At 63.8% G+C, this 20,337-nt stretch carries 18 protein-coding genes; 8 read left to right on the top strand and 10 right to left on the bottom strand.

The genetic code is table 11. The features are described 5' to 3' along the window. Positions 1–158: 158 nt before the first annotated feature. The 3 genes from XH89_RS25265 (at position 159) to XH89_RS25275 (ending at position 4,364) form a co-directional block, all read left to right on the top strand. Positions 159–1,346 (top strand): cupin domain-containing protein, encoded by a 1,188-nt coding sequence (locus XH89_RS25265; protein ID WP_194463095.1) that lies wholly within the window; start codon positions 159–161, stop codon positions 1,344–1,346. A 75-nt stretch (positions 1,347–1,421) separates the two neighbouring features. After that, complete coding sequence (locus XH89_RS25270; RefSeq protein WP_194463096.1) at positions 1,422–3,779, top strand: Orn/Lys/Arg decarboxylase N-terminal domain-containing protein; 2,358 nt, start codon at positions 1,422–1,424, stop codon at positions 3,777–3,779. Between the two features lie 6 nt (positions 3,780–3,785). Beyond that, complete coding sequence (locus XH89_RS25275; protein ID WP_194463097.1) at positions 3,786–4,364, top strand: GNAT family N-acetyltransferase; 579 nt, start codon at positions 3,786–3,788, stop codon at positions 4,362–4,364. Positions 4,365–4,367: 3 nt separating this feature from the next. Here XH89_RS25275 and XH89_RS25280 read toward each other — a convergent pair whose 3' ends face one another. From XH89_RS25280 to XH89_RS25290, 3 genes are all read right to left on the bottom strand, one after another. Beyond that, the gene (locus XH89_RS25280; RefSeq protein WP_092296687.1) at positions 4,368–4,580 is read right to left on the bottom strand and encodes a hypothetical protein; all 213 of its coding nucleotides are present in this window, start codon (positions 4,578–4,580) and stop codon (positions 4,368–4,370) included. Between the two features lie 130 nt (positions 4,581–4,710). Then, a complete protein-coding gene (locus XH89_RS25285; RefSeq protein ID WP_194463098.1) occupies positions 4,711–5,154 on the bottom strand; it encodes a flagellar basal body rod protein FlgC in 444 nt (147 codons plus the stop codon). A 117-nt stretch (positions 5,155–5,271) separates the two neighbouring features. Then, on the bottom strand, positions 5,272–6,321 hold the full coding sequence (locus XH89_RS25290; protein WP_194463099.1) for a hydroxyacid dehydrogenase: 1,050 nt from the start codon (positions 6,319–6,321) through the stop codon (positions 5,272–5,274). Positions 6,322–6,561: 240 nt separating this feature from the next. Between XH89_RS25290 and XH89_RS25295 the strand changes: the two genes are divergently transcribed. Both XH89_RS25295 and XH89_RS25300 read left to right on the top strand, forming a co-directional pair. Continuing rightward, a complete protein-coding gene (locus XH89_RS25295) occupies positions 6,562–7,119 on the top strand; it encodes a thiamine pyrophosphate-binding protein (RefSeq protein ID WP_194463100.1) in 558 nt (185 codons plus the stop codon). Positions 7,120–7,127: 8 nt separating this feature from the next. Continuing rightward, on the top strand, positions 7,128–7,724 hold the full coding sequence (locus tag XH89_RS25300; RefSeq protein WP_194463101.1) for a thiamine pyrophosphate-dependent enzyme: 597 nt from the start codon (positions 7,128–7,130) through the stop codon (positions 7,722–7,724). Between the two features lie 81 nt (positions 7,725–7,805). On the opposite strand, the gene XH89_RS25305 is transcribed toward XH89_RS25300, so the two are convergent. The 5 genes from XH89_RS25305 to XH89_RS25325 all read right to left on the bottom strand — a co-directional run bounded on the left by XH89_RS25305 (position 7,806) and on the right by XH89_RS25325 (position 13,749). Next, on the bottom strand, positions 7,806–8,192 hold the full coding sequence (locus XH89_RS25305; protein WP_194463102.1) for a DUF1236 domain-containing protein: 387 nt from the start codon (positions 8,190–8,192) through the stop codon (positions 7,806–7,808). 115 nt (positions 8,193–8,307) lie between these two features. Beyond that, a complete protein-coding gene (locus tag XH89_RS25310) occupies positions 8,308–9,195 on the bottom strand; it encodes a 2-hydroxy-3-oxopropionate reductase (protein WP_194463103.1) in 888 nt (295 codons plus the stop codon). Positions 9,196–9,207: 12 nt separating this feature from the next. Next, entirely contained in the window at positions 9,208–9,993 is a 786-nt protein-coding gene (hyi, locus tag XH89_RS25315) for a hydroxypyruvate isomerase (RefSeq protein WP_194463104.1), read from the bottom strand. An 11-nt stretch (positions 9,994–10,004) separates the two neighbouring features. Then, entirely contained in the window at positions 10,005–11,795 is a 1,791-nt protein-coding gene (gene gcl / locus XH89_RS25320; RefSeq protein ID WP_194463105.1) for a glyoxylate carboligase, read from the bottom strand. A gap of 151 nt (positions 11,796–11,946) precedes the next feature. After that, positions 11,947–13,749 (bottom strand): adenine deaminase C-terminal domain-containing protein, encoded by a 1,803-nt coding sequence (locus tag XH89_RS25325; protein WP_194463106.1) that lies wholly within the window; start codon positions 13,747–13,749, stop codon positions 11,947–11,949. A 149-nt stretch (positions 13,750–13,898) separates the two neighbouring features. Between XH89_RS25325 and XH89_RS25330 the strand changes: the two genes are divergently transcribed. Next, complete coding sequence (locus XH89_RS25330; protein WP_194463107.1) at positions 13,899–14,180, top strand: hypothetical protein; 282 nt, start codon at positions 13,899–13,901, stop codon at positions 14,178–14,180. A gap of 222 nt (positions 14,181–14,402) precedes the next feature. Here XH89_RS25330 and XH89_RS25335 read toward each other — a convergent pair whose 3' ends face one another. Further along, a complete protein-coding gene (locus XH89_RS25335) occupies positions 14,403–15,251 on the bottom strand; it encodes an IclR family transcriptional regulator (protein ID WP_194463108.1) in 849 nt (282 codons plus the stop codon). 113 nt (positions 15,252–15,364) lie between these two features. After that, a complete protein-coding gene (locus tag XH89_RS25340; RefSeq protein ID WP_194463109.1) occupies positions 15,365–17,494 on the bottom strand; it encodes an acetate--CoA ligase family protein in 2,130 nt (709 codons plus the stop codon). 346 nt (positions 17,495–17,840) lie between these two features. On the opposite strand from XH89_RS25340, the gene XH89_RS25345 reads away from it, so the two are divergent. Continuing rightward, positions 17,841–18,536, top strand: a complete 696-nt coding sequence (locus XH89_RS25345) for a GntR family transcriptional regulator (protein ID WP_194468619.1) — start codon at positions 17,841–17,843, stop codon at positions 18,534–18,536. A gap of 63 nt (positions 18,537–18,599) precedes the next feature. Further along, on the top strand, positions 18,600–20,333 hold the full coding sequence (gene oxc, locus XH89_RS25350; protein WP_194463110.1) for an oxalyl-CoA decarboxylase: 1,734 nt from the start codon (positions 18,600–18,602) through the stop codon (positions 20,331–20,333). Positions 20,334–20,337: the final 4 nt, after the last annotated feature.

The raw sequence follows: 20,337 nt of genomic DNA on the forward strand, positions 1-20,337 counted from the left end.
TCGCGTTACCGGCGGCAGCATCCCATCATCAAAGAAAGTTGAATTGTGACTTCAGCCATACGGTTGAGGCGCAACCGACCCGATCATTGGACCAAATTGATAGGGCGCAACGCATCCGCGCCCCGCGTCACGCAACCATTTATTCCTGGGGTCTTTCGATGTTCACATCCAGCCGCCGTCTTTTCATTCAATCCGTTGCATTCGGTGCCGGTGTGCTCGGCGCCGCCAAATCCGCGCTCGCAGCGCCGGACGGACATGCCGCCGGCTACGACGTAGCTCCCGCGTCCGAGTTCCTGAAGACGATCCCACGCAAGTCAGGTGACCCGGTGGTGTTCACGACCTCGCTCGACAAGGGACCGATCAAGGCCACGTCCGGAGGCTGGGCGCGCGAGGTCACCACCCGCACCCTTCCGCTCGCGACCGGAATTGCCGGCGCGCATCTCTTCGTCAATGCCGGCGGCGCCCGGGAAATGCATTGGCATAATTCGGCCGAATGGGCCTATGTCGTCGATGGCCATTGCCAGGTGACGGTGGTCGATCCCGAGGGCCAGCTCGAAGTGGTCAATCTCGGACCTGGCGATCTCTGGTTCTTCCCCAGGGGTCACAGCCACGCCATCCAGACGCTGGGGCCCTCCCCCTGCCACGCCATCCTCGCCTTCGATGACGGTCTCTACTCCGAGCACGGCACGTTCGGGATCAGCGACTGGATGAGCCGCTATGACGCCCCGACGCTCTCGCAGGCGCTGGGCGTGTCCACCGAGGCCTTCAGCCCCAATCCGAAGGCCGAGACCTACATCATGCAGGGCGAAGTTCTGGCGCTCGACGGTCCGCAGGCAAAGACCGCCCGCGCGCTGGACCGCGACCGCACCCACCGTTTCGCGCTGATGGCGCAGAAGCCGCGCGTGAGCACAGCGGGCGGACAGCTCTACGTCGCCTCCGCCAAGGAGTTTCCCGTTTCGAGCACCATGACCGGGACCGTGCTCAAGCTCAAAGCCGGCGCGATGCACGAGCCGCATTGGCACACCGACGCCAATGAATGGCACTACGTGCTGCAGGGGCGTACGCGCGTGACCCTGTTCGCATTCGACAAGCGGGTTGCCGTCGCCGAGCTGTCGGCGGGCGAATGCGCCTACATTCCCGCCAATTGCGGACACTCGATCCAGAATATCGGCCAGGAGGACACTGAGGTGGTCGGCGTGCTCGACAGTGGCACCTACCACGAGAGCAGCCTCGGCGACTGGCTGGCGAAGGCACCGCGACACCTGCTGGCCAATAATTTCGGTATCTCGGAGGCGGCGGTGGCGAATTTCGCCCCGAAACGCGTGGTTATCGCCAGCGCGATTTGAGCCTCCAAAGCGCCGTCATAGAACTGTCATCGAATGTGCAGAGACCTGTCCGTCTCTGTACATTCGGGACATGCCATGGACTATTTCAAGCGCTTCAACTTCCTGTTCGCCGCACCTGTGTTCGACGCTGACGACCTGGAGGGGCTCCGCTTCAACCAGATCATCGAGGAGATCCAGCGCTCCGGCTTCGAAGTGGTCCGGGCCCGCAAGCTGGAGGACGCCGAGATCGCGGTGCAGACCGACGCCGCGATCGGCTGCATGGTTGTGGACTGGGGCAAGAAGGGCCTCGAGGGCAAAACCTCGGCGCTGATCAATTTGATGCGGCGCCGCGGCCTCGATTTCCCGATCATCCTTCTGATCCGGCGCAAGCGCTTCGAGGATTTGCCGGTCGAGGTGCTCGACTTCATCGACGGCTACGTCTTCCTCTCCGAGGAGACGCCGACCTTCATCGCCAAGAACCTGATCAGCCGGCTCAAGCAATATGCCGAGACGCTGAAGACGCCGTTCTTCGGCGCCCTGGTCGACTATGCCGAGGAAGGCAACCAGCTCTGGACTTGTCCGGGCCACAATGGCGGCGTGTTCTACAACCGCAGCCCGATCGGCCGGGTCTTCGTCGAGCATCTCGGCGAATCCGTGTTCCGCGACGACCTCGACAATTCCGTGCTCGACCTCGGCGACCTCCTCACCCATGAAGGCCCCGCGCTGAAGGCGCAGAAGGAAGCCGCGGCGATCTTCGGCGCGGAGAAGACCTATTTCGTGCTCAACGGCACCTCGACCTCGAACAAGGTCGCGCTCGGCGCGCTCGTCACCGACGGCGATCTCGTGCTGTTCGACCGCAACAATCACAAGGCCGCCCATCACGGCGCGCTGATGATCGGCGGCGGCATCCCCGTCTATGTGCCCACCATCCGCAACGCCTGGGGCCTGATCGGCCCGATGCGTTGGGACATGCTCGACGAGAAGGCCTTGCGCGAGGCGATCCGCAATCATCCCTTGGTCACGGACAAGGACGCCTGGCGCAAGGAGCGGCCATTCCGCGTGGCCGTGGTCGAGCAGTGCACTTATGACGGCACGATCCACAATGCCGAAATGATCCTGAAGCGGATCGGTCATCTCTGCGAATACATCCTGTTCGACGAGGCCTGGGCCGGCTTCATGAAATTCCACCCGCTCTATGCCGGCCGTTTTGCCATGGGTCTTGCCAACCTTCCGCCCAAAGCGCCCGGCATCATCGCGACGCAGTCGACCCACAAGCAGCTCGCCAGCTTCTCGCAGGCCTCGCAGATCCACATCAGGGACCGCCACATCCGCGGCCAGAAGCGGCGCGTCGAACATCGCCGCTTCAACGAAAGCTTCATGCAGCACGCATCCACGTCACCATTTTATCCGCTGTTCGCCTCCCTCGACGTCGGCGCGCAGATGATGAAGGGGCGATCGGGCGAGGTGCTGTGGGACGACACGATCCGGCTCGGCATCGAGCTGCGCAAGAAGATCCGCGCGATGCGCCGGGAGTTCGAGGAGAAGGAGCAGAACGCGGATCGCCGCTGGTTCTTCGAGCCCTTCGTTCCGGACCGTGTCGCCATCCCCGATGTCAGCCGCGCCGGTGCGGCGCATAACGTCGCCTGGGAGTCGCTATCGACCGACGAGCTTGCCACCAACCCCACGCTCTGGCAGCTCGGCCCCGACAGCACCTGGCACGGCTTCCCCGGCATGGCCGAGGGTTTTGCCATGACCGATCCGAACAAGCTGACACTGATCACCCCCGGCTTCGACCGCGCCACCGGGGCCTATGCCGAGCACGGCATCCCCGCCCCTGTCGTCGCGCAATATTTGCGCGAAAACCGGATCGTGCCTGAAAAGAACGACCTCAACTCCCTGCTCTTCCTGCTCACGCCCGGCGTCGAGGCGAGCAAGGCCGGCACGCTGATCTCCGGCCTCGTCGCCTTCAAGAAGCTGCATGACGACAATGCGCTGCTGGCCGACGCGATTCCCGAATTCTATCAGCGGCGACAAAATCGTTATGCCGGCGTGCGGCTGCGCGACCTCTGCGGCGAGATGCACCGCTTCTTCCGCGCAGCCGATGTCAGCGCGCTCCAGGCGCGACAGTTCTTGCCCGAGCACATGCCTGAGATTGCGATGTCGCCGCGCGATGCCGCGCGCTATCTGTTCAAGAACGACGTCGATTATCTGCCGATCGAGGCGATCGCGGGCCGGATCGCCACCACGCCCTTCGTGGTCTATCCGCCGGGGATCGCCACTATCGTGCCGGGCGAGCGGCTGACGGAACGGGCCAAGCCCATGGTGGATTATCTCAAGATGTTCGAGACCTGCTTCAACACGTTTCCGGGCTTCGACGTGGAAATCCAGGGCGTCTACAAGGAGGTCGATGCGCGCGGCCGCATCGGACTCTATACCTATGTCGTCGCCGAGTAGATGCCGATGAGCGAAACAGCAATTGCACGCACCGACGACGAGCCGGTGCTGGTCCGTCCCTCACGCGAGAGCGATATCGAGGCGATGCTGACGATCTACCGCCATCATGTCCGTAATGGCGTTCCGCGGGACGTCGAGGGAACCGGGGCGCCGGAGCCGGACGATTTGCGCGACCGGCGCAAGAATTTGAAGCAGACCCGCCTGCCGCATCTGGTCGCGACTTATCGGGGCGAGGTCGTCGGCTATGCCTATGCGGTGCTGTTCCGCAAGCGTCCAGCCTATCGCTACACGGCCAAGCACTCGATCTACGTCCACCACGAGCATCTCGGCCGCGGCGTCGGACGGCTGCTGTTGCAGGATCTGATCGATGCTTGCGCGGCGGCCGGCTTCCGCCAGATGATCGGCTACATCGATGCCGACAACGCGCCCTCGCTGGCGCTGCACGAGAAGTTTGGATTTTCGCGCGTCGGCCTGCTCTGCGGCGTGGCCTATCGGCACGGCCGCTGGTCGGATACCGCCATGGTCCAGCGTTCGCTCGGCGCCGGCATCACCGCGCCGCCATCACTCACGGCACCCGGACGTTAGGCCTTAGGAAGGAAAGTCAGCCGGTCTGACGTGGATGCGATCGGCATGCAGGGACCAGTGATGCAACGCCTGGTCCTCGCAGAACTTTGCTTTCGCCCGTTCCGTAGCCTCGTCCTCGTCGGCCGCGTCGATCTCAAGCGTGCCCTGGCAGACCTCGCACTGACGGCCGTACTCGCCAAGCACGTCCTTCATGAACCTGACGACATAAGTTGACATGGGACCTCCCTGCTGGACCGGCAGTACTCTAGTCCCATTTAGGCCGGATCGGGTGAGGAGATTTTGACGCGGATCAAGGGCGGCGGCGGTTCATGCCGCCTTTTCAGGCGCCGGTTCGATGCGTCAGTCATCAAGTTTTGATGTCGAGCAGCGACTTCTCGGTCTCGGAATAGGCCTGGATGACCTTCGCGTTGGCGATGAAGCTGTACTTCGCGGCCGCCAGTTGAACGAATTGGTCGGCGAGATCGACATTCGGCGCTGCGACCAGGCCATCCTGGTTCGCGAAGGGCGCGCTCGGGTCCGACTGCGCAACATAGCTCGGCGACACCGTCGACACGATCGCGCTCGTGCCGGCTGGCGTCGACCCGCTCGATTGGGCGACCTGATCGACTCGCAGGGGCACATAAGCGGCTGGATAACTCGAACTCGCGCTCGAACTGCCGGTACCCGCGCTCGATCCGCCCGATGCCGGAAGCGGGCCAGTGGTGCGGGTATTGGCGACGTTGCTCGCGGCCACGTTCACACGCAGGCTCGCCGCAGAAAGTCCTGAGGTCGCGATCGAATAGATGCTCATGGACTCTCATCTACAGGACAGGTGATGCGCGTTCATTCACGCGGTCCGTAAAGTTCTCCACTTTCTGTTCTCATCCTCGTAACCAACGATCGGAGCGCGGCCGGCTCTCGCGCAGCGCTATCCTGGCGTCACGCCGAAGGCCTGCTTGAAGCGCTCGGCATAAACAGGCCAGACCTCGGGATTGATGATCCGCGGCGGCCGCTTGCCGTCGAGCATCTCCAGCACCTGTTCGGCGGCGATCCGGCCCATGTTCTGGCGCGCCTCGATCGTCACGCCGGCGGTGTGCGGGCTCGCCAGCACGTTGTCGAACTGCAGCAGCGGGTGCTCCGGCGGCGGCGGCTCCTTGGACCAGACGTCGAGGCCGGCTCCGGCGATGCGCTTATCGCGCAGCGCCTGGAGCAGTGCATCCTCGTCGTGGATGAAGCCGCGCGCGGTGGTGATGAAATAGGCGTGCGGCTGCATCAGGCCGAATTCGCGCGTGCTGATCATGTTGCGGCTGCCCTTGTTGAGCGGGCAGGAGATCGAGACGAAATCGGCCCGGCGCAAGAGCTCGTCGAGCTCGACCTTCTCCCCGCCCCGCTCGGCCATCACCTCTTTCGAGAGAAAGGGATCGTAAGCCAGCACCTTCATGCCGAGCAGGCCCTTGCACAGCGCGGCGATGCGGCGACCGACATTGCCGAGGCCGACGATGCCGACGGTCTTGTGCTCGACCTCGTTGCCGACGAGCTCGTTGCGATTGACGTTGGCTTCGCGACGTAGGCGCCGGTCGGACTGGATGATACGCTTGGACAGGGTCAGCATCATCGCCAGCGCGTGCTCGGCCACCGAATGGGCGTTGCCGCCGGACTGGTTCACGACCAGCACGCCCGCGTCGGTACAGGCCTCGACGTCCACAGGGTCGAAACCGGCGCCGTTGCTGGAGACCAGCAGCAGGTTTGGCGTGCGCTTCAGGAAGGCGGCATCGACATGGAAATGCGGCGCCAGTTCGTCGCGAGCGGCACCGATCTGGTAGACATGCGCCGCGCTCAGGATCGGGGCGTAAAAATCCGCGGGGCTCTCGTTCTCGATGCGGTCGAGCCGGACGTCGGACCGCGCCTTCAGGATGTCGATGTAAATGGAGTTGGCCAGGTATTTGACGTAAAAGACGCGCTTGCTGTTGACCGACATCAGGACCCTTCCGGCTCTCTCTCGGAGGCTCGCAAGGTCAGCGCCATGCGCATCCCTCTCCTCGCGTTCCTCCCGTTTCTCATTATCCCGCTTATGGCATGGCGGTGCTCACCATGGCAGCCTGTCTGGCGCAGATCACGGTGCCGGCCCGGACATGTTGACAATCCCGTCCGCTCCGTCAAGTTCGGCAGACGCCACGGCGGCCAAGGAAGAAGCAAGCGCGGCGCAAGGGAGAACGCAATGGCTGACGCGGAGCAGCATGGTTCGACGCAGGCATCTGGCGACGTGAGTTGGCATGGCATCGTCCTGCAAACCCTGAAACGGAACGAGGTCAGCCTGATCCCTTACGTGCCCGATCGGGTGCTGACGCCGCTGATCAGGAATTTGCACGCCGATCCTTTCTTCACGACCTTTGCCACCGCCCGAGAGGAAGAGGCGGTCGGCATCGTCTCGGGCGCCTGGATGGGCGGGCGGCGCGGCGCGGTGCTGATGCAGACCTCGGGTTTCGCGACGCTGGCCAACACGCTCGCCTCGCTCGCGGTGCCCTACCAGATTCCGCTGATCATGTTCGTCTCCGAGCGCGGCACGCTCGGGGAATTCAACTACGGCCAGTCGCTGGTCTGCCGCACCATGCGCCCGGTACTGGATTCGCTGGCGCTGGAGCACCACACCATCACCCGGCTCGACGAGCTCGAATTCATCGCCGACCGCTCGATCAAGCAGGCCGTGACCACCCAGGCTCCGGTGGCGCTGATCCTCAATCCGCTGCTGACCGGCGGCAAGGTGTTCGACAAGTGAGGCCGGCCATGAACACACGCAACACAAAGATCATGAACCGCTTCGATGTGACCTCGCGCCTGATCGCAAAGCTCAAGCACGAGGAAGCGGTGATCGGCGGCATCGGCAACACCAATTTCGACCTCTGGGCCGCCGGCCACCGCCCGCAGAACTTCTACATGCTGGGCAGCATGGGCCTCGCCTTCCCGATCGCGCTCGGGGTGGCGCTGGCGCAGCCCGACCGCCGCGTCTTTGCGCTCGAGGGCGATGGCTCGCTGCTGATGCAGCTCGGCGCACTCTCGACCATTGCGGCGCTGAAGCCGAAGAACCTGATCATGATCGTGATGGACAACGGCATCTACCAGATCACCGGTGCGCAGCCGACGCCGGCGGCCGGTGTCGCCGACCTCGTCGCGATCGCCCTGGGCTCGGGACTCACCAACAGCGCCTGGGCCGCGGACGAGGATGATTTCGAGCGGCTGGTCGACGCGGCCATGGCGGCTGACGAGCCCAGCCTGATCGCGCTGCGCATCGACGACAAGCCCGGAGTTGGCACCACGCGCCGGGATCCGGTACAGATCCGCGAACGCTTCATGCATGGCCTCGGCGTACGCGAACCACTCTGACGTCCAATCATTGACGTCAAAGGGCCCCGCGCAACATCGCTCCGCAGGGCCCTCTATTCCAATCATCTGCTCATGCGTCGATCAGTCGATGATCTTGATCACCCGGCGCGTACGCGGCTCGACGATGACGCGGCGGTCATTTACCACCGCATAGCGATACTGGGTGTAGTTCGGCACCGGGCGCAGCACCACGGTCGGGGGCAGCGGCTCGCCGACCACCACGCGTTCATGGATCACGACCGAATCATCGCGCGGGATTCCGCCCAGCACCGCGTTTGGAATTTCGAGGCCAGCGCCGACGGCTGCACCAACGGTGCCGCCGACCATGGCGCCGATCGGACCGCCGATGTCGCCACCCGCACGCGCGCCGTTCCTGGCGCCCTCTTCGGTCGTCGATTGGGCAAAGGCTGCGCCCGACATCATCAGCAACGACGCCGCAGCCAACGAAATCGCAAGACGGGTTTTCATGTTTACACCCTCCAGTATTTGTTTGTGCGCTTTCAACCACGGGGACCGGCCATTGTTCCGGTTCCGCCGCGATGAAAGATGCCTCACAACCTGGAGACTGTTACCGCGTAACAGTTCAGCTAGCTCCGATCTCGTGACCCGCCATCAGTTCCAGCGCTCGCACCATCGCCGAATGATCCCAGGCCTTGCCGCCATGCGCGGTGCAGGCAGAGAACAATTGCTGCGCGACTGCCGTGCTCGGTAGTGAAAGGCCGAGAGCGCGGGCGCCTTCGAGCGCAAGGTTGAGATCCTTCTGGTGTAGTTCGATTCGGAAGCCCGGATCGAAATTGCGCTTCACCATGCGCTCGCCATGCACTTCGAGAATCCGCGACGAGGCAAACCCGCCCATCAGCGCCTTGCGCACCAAGGCGGGATCGGCGCCGGCCTTCGACGCGAACAGCAGCGCTTCACTCACGGCCTCGATCGTCAGCGCGACGATGATCTGATTGGCGACCTTCGTCGTCTGGCCGTCGCCATTGGCGCCGACATGCGTGACGTTCTTGCCCATCTTGTCGAAGATCGGCTTCATGGTGCCAAAGGCCCGCTCGGGACCACCGACCATGATAGTGAGGCTCGCAGCTTTCGCGCCGACCTCGCCACCCGACACCGGCGCGTCGAGATAGTCTGCGCCGAGCGCCTCGATCTTCTTCGCGAACTCCTTGGTCGCGAGCGGCGAGATCGAGCTCATGTCGACGACGATCTGGCCTTTGGAGAGGCCGCTCGCGACGCCGTCCTTGCCGAACAGCACGGCTTCGACGTGCGGCGTATCCGGCACCATGATGATGACGGCATCGGTCTCCTCCGCGACCTCCCTGGCCGATTTGCAGGCGATGCCGCCGGCCGCGATCAGCTCGGCGGGCACGGGGCCAACGTCATGCAGCAGAACACGATGGCCCGCCGCCAGAAGATGGCCGGCCATCGGCCGCCCCATGGTGCCAAGTCCGATGAAGCCGATGTCGATCATGTCCGAGTCTCCTCACGTCTCAAACGTCTGCGCGGCGTGCCAGGACAGGCCTTCCAGCGTCGTGGTGCGCGGCTTGTATTCGCATCCGATCCAGCCGCGGTAACCGATCGCGTCGATATGGCGGAACAGGAACGGATAGTTGATCTCGCCGGTGCCGGGCTCGTGCCGGCCGGGATTGTCGGCAAGCTGAATGTGGGCGATCTGCGGCAGGTACTCCTGCATGGTGCGGGCGAGATCGCCCTCCATGATCTGCATGTGATAGATGTCGTACTGGACGAACAGATTGTTCGACCGGACCTCCGAGATCAGCTGGATCGCCTGCTCGGTGCCGTTGAGGAAGAAGCCGGGAATGTCGAGCGTGTTGATTGGCTCCACCAGCAGCTTGATGTTCTCCCGCGCCAGCGTCGAGGCCGCGAAACGCAGGTTACCGACCAGCGTCTCCTGAAGCTCGCGCGGATCAGCATCGGCAGGCGCAATGCCGACGAGGCAGTTGAGCTGCTCGCAATCCAGCGCCTTGGCGTAGTCGATGGCGCGGAACACGCCATCGCGGAACTCGGCGGTGCGATCGGGCATGATCGCGATCCCGCGCTCGCCGCCGGCCCAGTTGCCGGCGGGCAGATTGTGCAGCACCTGGGTCAGCCCATGGGCGTCGAGCTGCTCGCGAAGCTGCGCCTTGTCGAAATCATAGGGGAAGAGATACTCGACCCCGGCAAAGCCCGCCGCCTTCGCCGCAGCGAAGCGGTCGATGAACGGCATCTCGTTGAAGAGCATGGTGAGGTTGGCGGCGAATTTCGGCATGATGCTGTCCCCTATTCTGCCGGCTGCAACACGCCGGCCCGCGTGGACGCGACCTCATCGAGCGGCAAGTCCAGCACCTCCTCGAACTCGACGATGTTGTCGATCTCGGTGCCCATCGCGATGTTGGTGACACGTTCGAGGATGAACTCGACCACCACGGGCACGCGATGCTTCTTCATCAATTCGCGCGCGGTCGCGAACGCAGCTTGCGTGTCTTTGGGATCAGTGACGCGGATCGCCTTGCAGCCGAGACCTTCAGCGACCGCGACGTGGTCGACGCCGTAAACGCCGATCTCCGGCGCGTTGATGTTCTCGAACGAGAGCTGGACGTGATAGTCCATCTCGAAGCCGCGTTGGGCCTGACGGATCAGGCCGAGATAGGAATTGTTAACGACGACGTGGATGTAAGGCAGATTGAACTGCGCGCCGACCGCGAGCTCCTCGATCAGGAACTGGAAGTCGTAGTCACCCGACAGCGCGACGATGTCGCGGTCCGGGCACGCCGCACGCACGCCGAGCGCCGCCGGCAGCGTCCAGCCGAGCGGCCCGGCCTGCCCGGCATTGATCCAGTTGCGCGGCTTGTAGACACCGAGGAATTGCGCTCCGGCGATCTGCGATAGACCGATCACGGTGACATAGGTGGTGTCGCGGCCGAATGCCTTGTTCATCTCCTCATAGACGCGCTGCGGCTTGATCGGAACGTTGTCGAAATGGCTCTTGCGCAGCATCGTCTTCTTGCGATCGCGGCAGGCGGCGGGCCACGCCTGGCGCTCGCGCAGCCTGCCTGACCGTCGCCACTCCCTGGCGACGGTGACGAAGAGCTCGAGCGCCGCCTTGGCGTCCGAGACGATGCCGAGTTCCGGATTGAACACGCGCCCGATCTGGGTCGGCTCGATATCGACGTGAACGAATTTGCGGCCCTTGGTGTAGGTCTCGACTGAGCCGGTATGCCTGTTAGCCCAGCGATTGCCGATGCCGAGCACGAAATCGGATTCCAGCAGCGTAGCGTTGCCGTAGCGGTGGCTGGTCTGCAGGCCGACCATGCCGGCCATCAGCACGTGATCGTCGGGGATCGCGCCCCAGCCCATCAGCGTCGGGACCACAGGCACGTTGGCGATCTCGGCAAATTCGACCAAGAGGTCCGAGGCATCGGCGTTGATGATGCCGCCGCCCGCGACGATCAGCGGCCGTTCTGCGGCGTTGAGCATCTCCAGCGCCTTCTCGACCTGCTTGCGCGTCGCGGTCGGCTTGTAGACCGGCAGCGGCTCATAGGTCTCGTCGTCGAATTCGATCTCGGCGAGCTGCACGTCGAGCGGCATGTCGATCAGCACCGGCCCGGGCCTCCCTGAGCGCATCACGTGAAAGGCCTGGCTGAACACGCGCGGGACCAGCGCCGGCTCGCGCACCGTCACCGCCCATTTGGTCACGGGCTTGGCGATCGACTCGATGTCGACAGCCTGGAAATCCTCCTTGTAGAGCCGGGCCCGCGGTGCCTGGCCGGTGATGCAGAGGATCGGGATGGAATCGGCGATCGCCGAATAGAGCCCGGTGATCATGTCGGTCCCGGCAGGACCCGAGGTGCCGATGCAGATGCCGATATTGCCGGCCTTGGCCCGCGTATAGCCTTCGGCCATGTGCGAGGCGCCCTCGACATGCCGCGCCAGGATGTGGCGGATCGAGCCGCGCTTCTTCAGCGCCGAGTAAAGCGGATTGATCGCAGCCCCGGGAACGCCGAAGGCAGTCGAGATACCTTCCTTCTCCAGAATTCGCACGGCCGCATCGACAGCTCGCATCTTCGCCATATCGGACCTCGCTCAAGTTGCGTCAGCGAGCGAGATCATCGGGCGCGTGGAGGCCGATCTCAACGAGATCGATTTTATTTTCCACGATGCGGCAGCCGCTAGAAAAACGCGGCGGTCTCAATCGGTTAGATCGAGATGCGGGTGAAAGCGATCACTCGAACAATGGCGCCAATTCCATCTGCGGCACAAGCACGAGACCCTTGTCGGTGATGCGAATTTCCGGAATGACCGATAGGGGAATCAAATTGAAGCCCATATAGGGAATGGTACAGCCGGCTTCAGCCCATTCCTTCTTCAGCGCCTTGACTTCTTCGGCCACCTCCCTGACGCGCTTGTCGGACAGCAGGCCCGCGATCGGCAGCGGCACCCGCGCTCTCACCTTGCCCTCGGCGACGACGCAGACACCACCCTGCTGCGCCTTGATGGCCGAGATCGCCACTTGCATGTCAGGTTCGTTGGTGCCGGCGACGATGATGTTGTGGCTGTCATGGCCGACACTGGATGCGACTGCGCCGCGCTTCAGGCCGAAATCCTTGAGGAGACCGTGGGCGACATTGCCGGCCGATTTGCCGTGGCGCTCCACCACGGTGACGAAACACAAGCCGTAACGGGCGAACAGCGACGGCCAGTCCTGGGCCGGCTCGATCGCGACCTTCTCATGGACAAGCTTGATGCCGGGCAGCGCCGTCTTGATCGCGTTGACGGTGCAGGCCTTCGCCGGCAGCTCCGGCGTCAGCTTGATCTTCTCCGGCAGCTTCACCGTCGCGTAAGCCGCCTTCGGATATTGATAGCGCTGCGACAGCGCCTGATCGAGACGTGGCGTGATCTTGCGGCTTTCGACCACCAGCTCGCCGCCATACCAGGTCGATTGCGGCTTCAGATTGTCGTCCATCAGCACGAGATCGGCGCGGCGGCCGCCGCCGAGCCCGCCGATGTCGCCCTCCATGCCGAAGCGGGTGGCGCCATGCAGCGACCCCATCGACCAGGCCTGCTCCGGCGACATCCCGGCCTTCACGGCTTCGCGCACCACCCAGTCGAGGCCGAACAGCAGCAAATCATCGGCATCGCGATCGTCGGTGCAGACGGCCGTCCGCTTGTGCGAGGCGCCGAGCTCGGTGATCGTCCGGATCGCCTGCGGCAGCGAATGCCAGGGCGTGGTCGGCGGTCCTCCGCGCAGGAACACCCAGACGCCGGCATCGAGCAGATCGTCGGCGATGTCGCGGTCGATCGCCTCATGCGTATCGGTGACGCCTGATGCCGCGTAGGCGGCGACGAATTCGCGGCCGTAGACATGGCCGGACACCGGCCGCCCGCGCTTCAACGCCGCAGCCAGGATCGCGTGGCTGCGTTCGTCGCCCATCGTGACAGGCACGAAATCCATCTTCTCGCCAAGTGCGACAGCCTCGGGCCAGCGGTCGAACAGGCCGGCGATCTTGTCGGGCGTGAGATCGCCGCCTGCGGTTTCCAGCTCCGCCGATGTTGCAGGCACCGTGCTCGGCACCGTCAGGAAGATCGAAAGCGGCGCCTCGCGGGCATCCTCCAGCATCGCCTCGACGCCGGCAACGTCCATGACATTGCCGATCTCGTGACTATCGCAGAAGATCGTGGTGGTGCCGTTGAGCAGCGCCGCCTCGGCATAGGCGCAGGCCGTCACCATCGAGGATTCGATGTGGATGTGCGGATCGACCAGGCCCGGCGCGATGATGCCGCCGGCCGCGTCGTAAACCACGACATCGCCCCACGCCTTCTTCGCCGTGCCCGATGGCTTCACCGCAGCGATGCGGCCACCGCTGATCCAGACCTCCCGTCCCGGATGGATCCGCTCCGAATAGGTCGAGAGCACCCGCGCGCCTGAGATGACGAGGTCGGGCGCCACGCGCGCGGAGGCGACATCGGCGAGACGGCGCGTCATCGCATGCAGCGGCGCGACGGCAAATCGGGTGAGTTTGGACATTTGGGCTCTCGCGTAACGGGAACAGCCCAGCGATGGTTGCGCCCACGGGCGATCGGGGGCAACTCAAATAAAACGGCACCTCTGCTTACGCATTGGGCATGACACTGATAACTTTGGGATCCCAAAACTGGGTAGCTGAGCTGCTTATAATGGAACGTAATATCTTCCTGGAGCGCCTAGCATCCGCGAGCAGTTGTTGCCGGGATTTCACTGCCGGCTATGTCAGCGACCTTCTTGCGGACGGCTGGCTCTATTGGACACAGCTCAACTGCTCGTATGACAAACATCCATTGCGGGCCGAGGAGATCGTATTTCCAGACGATGTACAGAAATATGGCAGCCGCGTGGGACCACTGGACGCTGAAGGAGTCGCCGACTTGCTTCGGCGCGATGGGGCCGTGCCTGAATGGATCGACATCTCGGTAAGGTGATCCGACGAGCATGCCACCCACTTCGGCTTGATTTGCTGCGGGCGATTCACCGGCGATGCTCAGCTTCGCTATTACAATTGGACCGACGTCGCGCCGTTTGGAGTGAAAGGGCCAGCGTATCCACGACGACTGGTTGGAATCGTCCTCAAGGGTGAAGCCGTCGAGAAATTCAGCTTGGCGGAGGTAAACCCGCCTCAAACTGACACAAAATAGCGGAGGCGCTCAGCCATTTGCACCGTTCGGCACGACGCCGCCGAGGGCCGCCGTGAGCTCTGCCGCCACCTCGCGCACCATGCGTCCGACCTCCGGCAATCGCTCATCGGTGATCCGGCTGGTCATGCCGGATACGGAGATCGCGGCCAGCGGCTCGGCGAGCGCGTCGTAGACCACCGCCGCGACACAGCGCAGGCCCATCTGCGCCTCCTCGTCGTCGATCGCAAAGCCCTGCTTGCGGACCGTCGCGAGCTCCCTGAAAAGGTCGCTCGGCCGCACGATGGACTTTTCCGTCAGCCTCGGCATGCCGTGATGACGGATCACGGCGCCGACGTCCTCGTCCGAATAGGTCGCGAGCACCGCCTTGCCGACGCCTGACGTCACCATCGCGACCCGGCCGCCGACCTGGGTCAGCGAGCGCATGATCTCGCGGCTCTCCATGCGAGTCAGCACGATGATGAACTCGTCGTCCACGACGGCGAGGTTGGCGGTCTCGCGGGTGAGATCGCGCAGCTTGCGGAGATAGGGAATGGCCTGCGTGGTGAAATTGCGCCGTCGCGCAAATGTCGCGCCCACCGTGAAGGCGCGCGAGCCGACGTGCCATTTCGAATCCGTGCGGTCGAACTGGACGAAGCGGCGGCTCTCCAGCGTCGCGAGCAGACGATGCACCGTCGAGGTCGACAATCCCGTACGGATGGCGAGGTCGCTCAGGCGATAGCCCTCGTCGTCCTCGGCCAGCGTTTCCAGGATCGAAAATGCGCGGTCGACGGATTGCACACCACCGTCGCGGGTCTCCGGCTCATGGTCGGCCGCGGATTTCGGCTCGACGGTCCGGCGGCGGATCACGTTTTTCCTCATCGCGACCTGCATATCAGCCAGTCAGATGATTGGCGCTCGTGCCCTGAAACTTTCCCGCATCGTGGGAAATGTCGTCCCGGCGCCTCGCCGGAGCGACATTTCTTGTTGACAGCTCAGAGCAGCCCTGCCCCGCGCGCCCACTTGTACTTGGCGCCGAGAACCTCGACCGGAAGCTCGGTCGAATAGGCATAGGCCGGGATGCCGTGCTGGTAAAGATATTCGGCGGCTTCCTCGACCTCGACGTCGCCGGCGAGCGATGCGACCATCGGCTTCACGAAGCCCTTGGCCTCCATCTCCTTCTTCACCTCGACCATGTTGCGGGCGAACACCATCGGCGGCGTGACGATCGTGTGCCAGTAGCCGAGGATCAGCGAATGGATGCGCTCATCCGACAGGCCGAGCTTCACGGTGTTGACATAGGTGATCGGCGGCTCGCCGCCAGTGATATCCACAGGATTTCCGGCCGCGCCGAACGGCGGGATGAACTTGCGGAAGGCCGCATCGAGGTCCGGCGGCATCGACATCAGCGACAGGCCGTTGTCGACGCAGGAGTCCGACAGCAGCACGCCCGAGCCGCCGGCGCCGGTGATGATCAGCACGTTCTCGCCCTTCGGCGTTGGCAGCACCGGCACGCCACGGGCGAATTCGAGCAGCTGGCGCAAGCTGCGGGCGCGGATCACGCCCGACTGCTTGAACACGTCCTCGTAGATGCGATCGTTACCGGCGAGCGCGCCGGTGTGCGACGAGGCCGCCTTCGCACCTGCAGACGTGCGGCCGGCCTTGAGCACGACGACCGGCTTCTTCTTGGAAACGCGCTTGGCGGCTTCCGCAAAGGCGCGGCCGTCCTTGAGGTCTTCGCAGTGCTGCGCGATCAGGTTGGTGTTCGGGTCCTGCTCGAAGAAGGCGAGCAGATCGTCCTCGTCGATGTCGGACTTGTTGCCGAGGCCGACGATCGCCGAGACGCCCATCTTGGCCGAGCGCGAGAAACCGATGATGGCCATGCCGATGCCGCCCGACTGCGACGACAGCGCCGCGTGGCCCTTGACGTCGTAGGCGGTGCAGAAGGTCGCGCAGAGATTGGCGGGCGTATAGTAGAAGCCGTAGATGTTCGGCCCCATCAGGCGGATGTCGTACTTCTTGCCGACCTCGACGATCTCGGCCTGCAGCTCCGGCGCGCCGGCTTCAGCAAAGCCCGACGGGATCAGCACCGCACCCGGGATCTTCTTCTCGCCGCACTCGGTGAGCGCGCCGGCGACGAACTTGGCGGGAATCGCGAACACCGCGACGTCGATCACACCAGGCACGTCCTTGACGCTCTTGTAGGCTTTGTAGCCGAGAATCTCGGCGGCCTTGGGATGGATCGGAATGATCTCGCCCTTATAGCCGCCATTGATGAGGTTCTTCATCACGGAATTGCCGATCTTGCCGTCTTCGGCCGAGGCGCCGATCACGGCGACCGCCTTGGGCTGCATGATGCGATTCATGGCAGCGACGATCTCTTCGGTCGGGCGCGGCTTCGGCTTGGGCTTGTAGGCGAAGTCGACAACGATGCGCACGTCGGCCGCAATCGCATCCTTGGCGGTCGCGAACACGGGGTTGAGGTCGAGCTCGACGATCTCAGGGAAATCGGTGACGAGCTGCGAGACCTTGACGATGACGTCGGCGAGCGCCGTGCGGTTCACCGGCTCGCTGCCGCGGACGCCCTTGAGAATCTCGTGCGCCTGGATGCCGTCGAGCATCGAGAGCGCATCTTCCTTGGTCGCGGGCGCGAGGCGGAAGGTGATGTCCTTCAAGACCTCGACCAGCACGCCGCCGAGGCCGAAGGCGACCAGCTTGCCGAACGAGCCGTCGGTGATCGAGCCGACGATGACTTCGGTGCCGCCGGCCAGCATCTGCTGCACCTGGATGCCCTCGATCTTGGCGTCGGCCTTGTACTTCTTGGCGTTGCCGAGAATGGTCTCGTAGGCCTTCTCGGCATCCGCAGCCGTTTTGACGCCGACGATGACGCCGCCGGCCTCAGTCTTGTGGAGAATGTCCGGCGAGACGATCTTCATTACCACGGGGAAGCCCATCGCGGAGGCCATCTTGCCGGCCTCGCCCGCCGACTTCGCCACGCCCTCCTGCGGCACCGGGATGCCGTAGGCATCACAGACCACCTTGCCCTCAGGCGCGGTCAGGCTGGTGCGGTTGTCGGCCTTGACCTGGTCAAGGACCTTGCGGACGACGTCTTTGGAATTGGACATGAGCTTCTCCCTTGACCTTCAGTTCTTGCTTTGCAAAGCGCGCATGATGCGGCTGCCCGTGATACTTGCCATCGCCGTGCTCTGTTCCATCCGGCGGAACGAAGCGGCGCAACGGCCTTGATTACTCCGCCAGCTTGGATCAAAAGTGGCTAGCGATGGCATTTGGTATGCCAGAAGCCAACTTGTCAAGCCAAAGCACCCCCCGGAAGGCCGCAAAAAATAGCCGCCTTGACATTCTGGCATGTGGTATGCCAAAAACTTTCCAGTAAATATTCCTGTAAAAGACGACTCCCACTGGAGGAGAATCGTCGTGTCACTGCGGAAACCAACCAAGGCGTTGCCGAACATGGCCGAGGCAGACATCGCAATCGTTCGTATTGCCCCGGAGAGCAGCTTCAAGAACAAGGCGTATGACGCCTTGAAGGAAGCCATCCTCAAGATGGACATCTATTCGACGCCCGAGCCAGTGATGCTGGACGAGCGCGCACTGTCCGAGCGCCTGGGCGTCAGCCGCACGCCGATCCGCGAAGCCATCGCGATGCTGGAGCAGGACGGTTTCGTGAAGACCGTGCCGCGCCGCGGCATCATGGTGGTGCGTCGGACCAAGAGCGAGATCGTCGACATGATCCGCGCCTGGGCGGCGCTGGAGAGCATGGCGGCGCGCCTCATCACCACCACCGCGCGCAAGAAGGACATCACGGCGCTGCGCGACTATTTCAAGGACTTTGGCAAGGACCGCCTGCCCGAGGACCACGTCGAGGAATATTCGAAGGCCAACATCGCCTTCCACCAGGCGCTGATCTCGCTGTCGGAATCCCCTGTGCTGGTCGATCTCACCAACGACCTCTTGCTCCACGTGCGCGGCTATCGCCAGCTGACGATCGGCCGCAAGGACCGCACCGCGACCTCCCTGCCCGAACATCTCGCCATGATCGAGGCGCTCGAGGCGCGCGACACCGAGCTCGCCGAGAAGCGCGCTCGCGACCACACCCTGGGCCTTGCCGCTTACGTCGAAGCGCACGGCCAGGAACTCTTCACTTAGCAACGTTCACCAGAAGGGCGAGAAATTCGCCCCACCTATCTTGAGACCAGGGAGACAAGGCCCATGCTGAATACCGCGACCAAGTCCGAAGCACCGGGCACCGAGCAGGAACTGACGGATGGCTTCCATCTCGTCATCGACGCGCTCAAGCTGAACGGCATCAACACGATCTATAATGTGCCGGGCATCCCGATCACGGATTTGGGCCGCATGGCGCAAGCCGCCGGCATTCGCGTGATCTCCTTCCGCCACGAGCAGAACGCCGGCTACGCCGCAGGCATCGCCGGCTATCTCACCAAGAAGCCCGGCGTCTGCCTCACGGTCTCGGCGCCCGGCTTCCTCAACGGTCTCACCGCGCTCGCGCACGCCACCACCAACTGCTACCCGATGATCCTGGTCTCGGGCTCGTCCGAGCGCGAGATCGTCGACCTCCAGCAGGGCGACTACGAAGAGATGGACCAGCTCGCGATCGCAAAGCCGCTGTGCAAGGCGGCCTATCGCGTGCTGCACGCCCAGGACATCGGTATCGGCTTCGCCCGCGCCATCCGCGCCGCGGTCTCGGGCCGTCCGGGCGGCGTCTATCTCGACCTGCCGGCAAAACTGTTCGGCCAGGTGATGAACGCCGAGGCCGGCCAGAAGTCGCTGGTCAAGGTGATCGACGCTGCGCCCGCGCAGATCCCCTCGCCCGCGTCAGTGAAGCGCGCGCTCGATGTGCTCAAGGCTGCGAAGCGTCCGCTCATCATCCTCGGCAAGGGCGCGGCCTACGCGCAGGCCGATGAAGAGATCAAGAGCTTCGTCGAGAAGAGCGGCGTGCCGTTCCTGCCCATGAGCATGGCCAAGGGCCTGCTGCCCGACACGCACCCGCAATGCGCAGGTGCTGCCCGCTCGACGGTGCTGAAGGACTCCGACGTCGTGATGCTGATCGGCGCGCGGCTGAACTGGCTGCTCTCGCATGGCAAGGGCAAGAGCTGGGGCGAAACGCCGAAGAAGTTCATCCAGGTCGACATCGAGCCGAAGGAAATGGACTCCAACGTCGAGATCGTCGCGCCCGTGGTCGGCGACATCGGCTCGGTCGTCTCCGCCTTCAACCAGGCGATGGGAACGGGCTGGACCGCCCCGCCCGCCGAATGGACCAAGGCCATCGTGACCAAGCGCGATGAGAACGTCGCCAAGATGGCGCCGAAGCTGATGAACAACAAATCGCCGATGGATTATCACGGCGCGCTCGGCGTCTTGAAGAACGTGATCAAGGAACACCCCGAGGCGATCCTCGTCAACGAAGGCGCCAACACGCTCGACCTCGCCCGCGGCGTCATCGACATGTACAAGCCCCGCAAGCGTCTCGACGTCGGCACCTGGGGCGTGATGGGCATCGGCATGGGCCAGGCGATTGCCGCTGCGCTCGAGACCGGCCACCCCGTGCTCGCGGTTGAAGGCGACTCGGCTTTCGGCTTCTCCGGCATGGAGGTCGAGACCATCTGCCGCTACAACCTTCCGATCTGCGTCGTCATCTTCAACAATGACGGCATCTATCGCGGCACCGACGTCAACGGCGCGAATTCCGATCCGGCGACGACGGTGTTCGTCAAGGGCGCGCGCTACGACAAGATGATGGAAGCCTTCGGCGGCATCGGCGTGAACGCCACCTCACCGGACGAACTCAAGCGCGCTGTCAACGAAGCCATGAAGTCCGGCAAGCCGACGCTCATCAACGCGGTGATCGATCCGGCCGCGGGCTCGGAGAGCGGCCGCATCGGCAACCTCAATCCGCAGAGCGTTCTGCAGAAGAAGAAGTAAGTCC

Source organism: Bradyrhizobium sp. CCBAU 53340 (genome assembly GCF_015291645.1).
Lineage (GTDB): Bacteria > Pseudomonadota > Alphaproteobacteria > Rhizobiales > Xanthobacteraceae > Bradyrhizobium.

Coding starts and splice junctions, on each gene's coding strand:
- XH89_RS25265 (WP_194463095.1), top strand. CDS start 159: ATGTTCACATCCAGCCGCCGTCTTTTCATTCAATCCGTTGCATTCGGT.
- XH89_RS25270 (WP_194463096.1), top strand. CDS start 1,422: ATGGACTATTTCAAGCGCTTCAACTTCCTGTTCGCCGCACCTGTGTTC.
- XH89_RS25275 (WP_194463097.1), top strand. CDS start 3,786: ATGAGCGAAACAGCAATTGCACGCACCGACGACGAGCCGGTGCTGGTC.
- XH89_RS25280 (WP_092296687.1), bottom strand. CDS start 4,580: ATGTCAACTTATGTCGTCAGGTTCATGAAGGACGTGCTTGGCGAGTAC.
- XH89_RS25285 (WP_194463098.1), bottom strand. CDS start 5,154: ATGAGCATCTATTCGATCGCGACCTCAGGACTTTCTGCGGCGAGCCTG.
- XH89_RS25290 (WP_194463099.1), bottom strand. CDS start 6,321: ATGTCGGTCAACAGCAAGCGCGTCTTTTACGTCAAATACCTGGCCAAC.
- XH89_RS25295 (WP_194463100.1), top strand. CDS start 6,562: ATGGCTGACGCGGAGCAGCATGGTTCGACGCAGGCATCTGGCGACGTG.
- XH89_RS25300 (WP_194463101.1), top strand. CDS start 7,128: ATGAACACACGCAACACAAAGATCATGAACCGCTTCGATGTGACCTCG.
- XH89_RS25305 (WP_194463102.1), bottom strand. CDS start 8,192: ATGAAAACCCGTCTTGCGATTTCGTTGGCTGCGGCGTCGTTGCTGATG.
- XH89_RS25310 (WP_194463103.1), bottom strand. CDS start 9,195: ATGATCGACATCGGCTTCATCGGACTTGGCACCATGGGGCGGCCGATG.
- hyi (WP_194463104.1), bottom strand. CDS start 9,993: ATGCCGAAATTCGCCGCCAACCTCACCATGCTCTTCAACGAGATGCCG.
- gcl (WP_194463105.1), bottom strand. CDS start 11,795: ATGGCGAAGATGCGAGCTGTCGATGCGGCCGTGCGAATTCTGGAGAAG.
- XH89_RS25325 (WP_194463106.1), bottom strand. CDS start 13,749: ATGTCCAAACTCACCCGATTTGCCGTCGCGCCGCTGCATGCGATGACG.
- XH89_RS25330 (WP_194463107.1), top strand. CDS start 13,899: ATGGAACGTAATATCTTCCTGGAGCGCCTAGCATCCGCGAGCAGTTGT.
- XH89_RS25335 (WP_194463108.1), bottom strand. CDS start 15,251: ATGAGGAAAAACGTGATCCGCCGCCGGACCGTCGAGCCGAAATCCGCG.
- XH89_RS25340 (WP_194463109.1), bottom strand. CDS start 17,494: ATGTCCAATTCCAAAGACGTCGTCCGCAAGGTCCTTGACCAGGTCAAG.
- XH89_RS25345 (WP_194468619.1), top strand. CDS start 17,841: ATGGCCGAGGCAGACATCGCAATCGTTCGTATTGCCCCGGAGAGCAGC.
- oxc (WP_194463110.1), top strand. CDS start 18,600: ATGCTGAATACCGCGACCAAGTCCGAAGCACCGGGCACCGAGCAGGAA.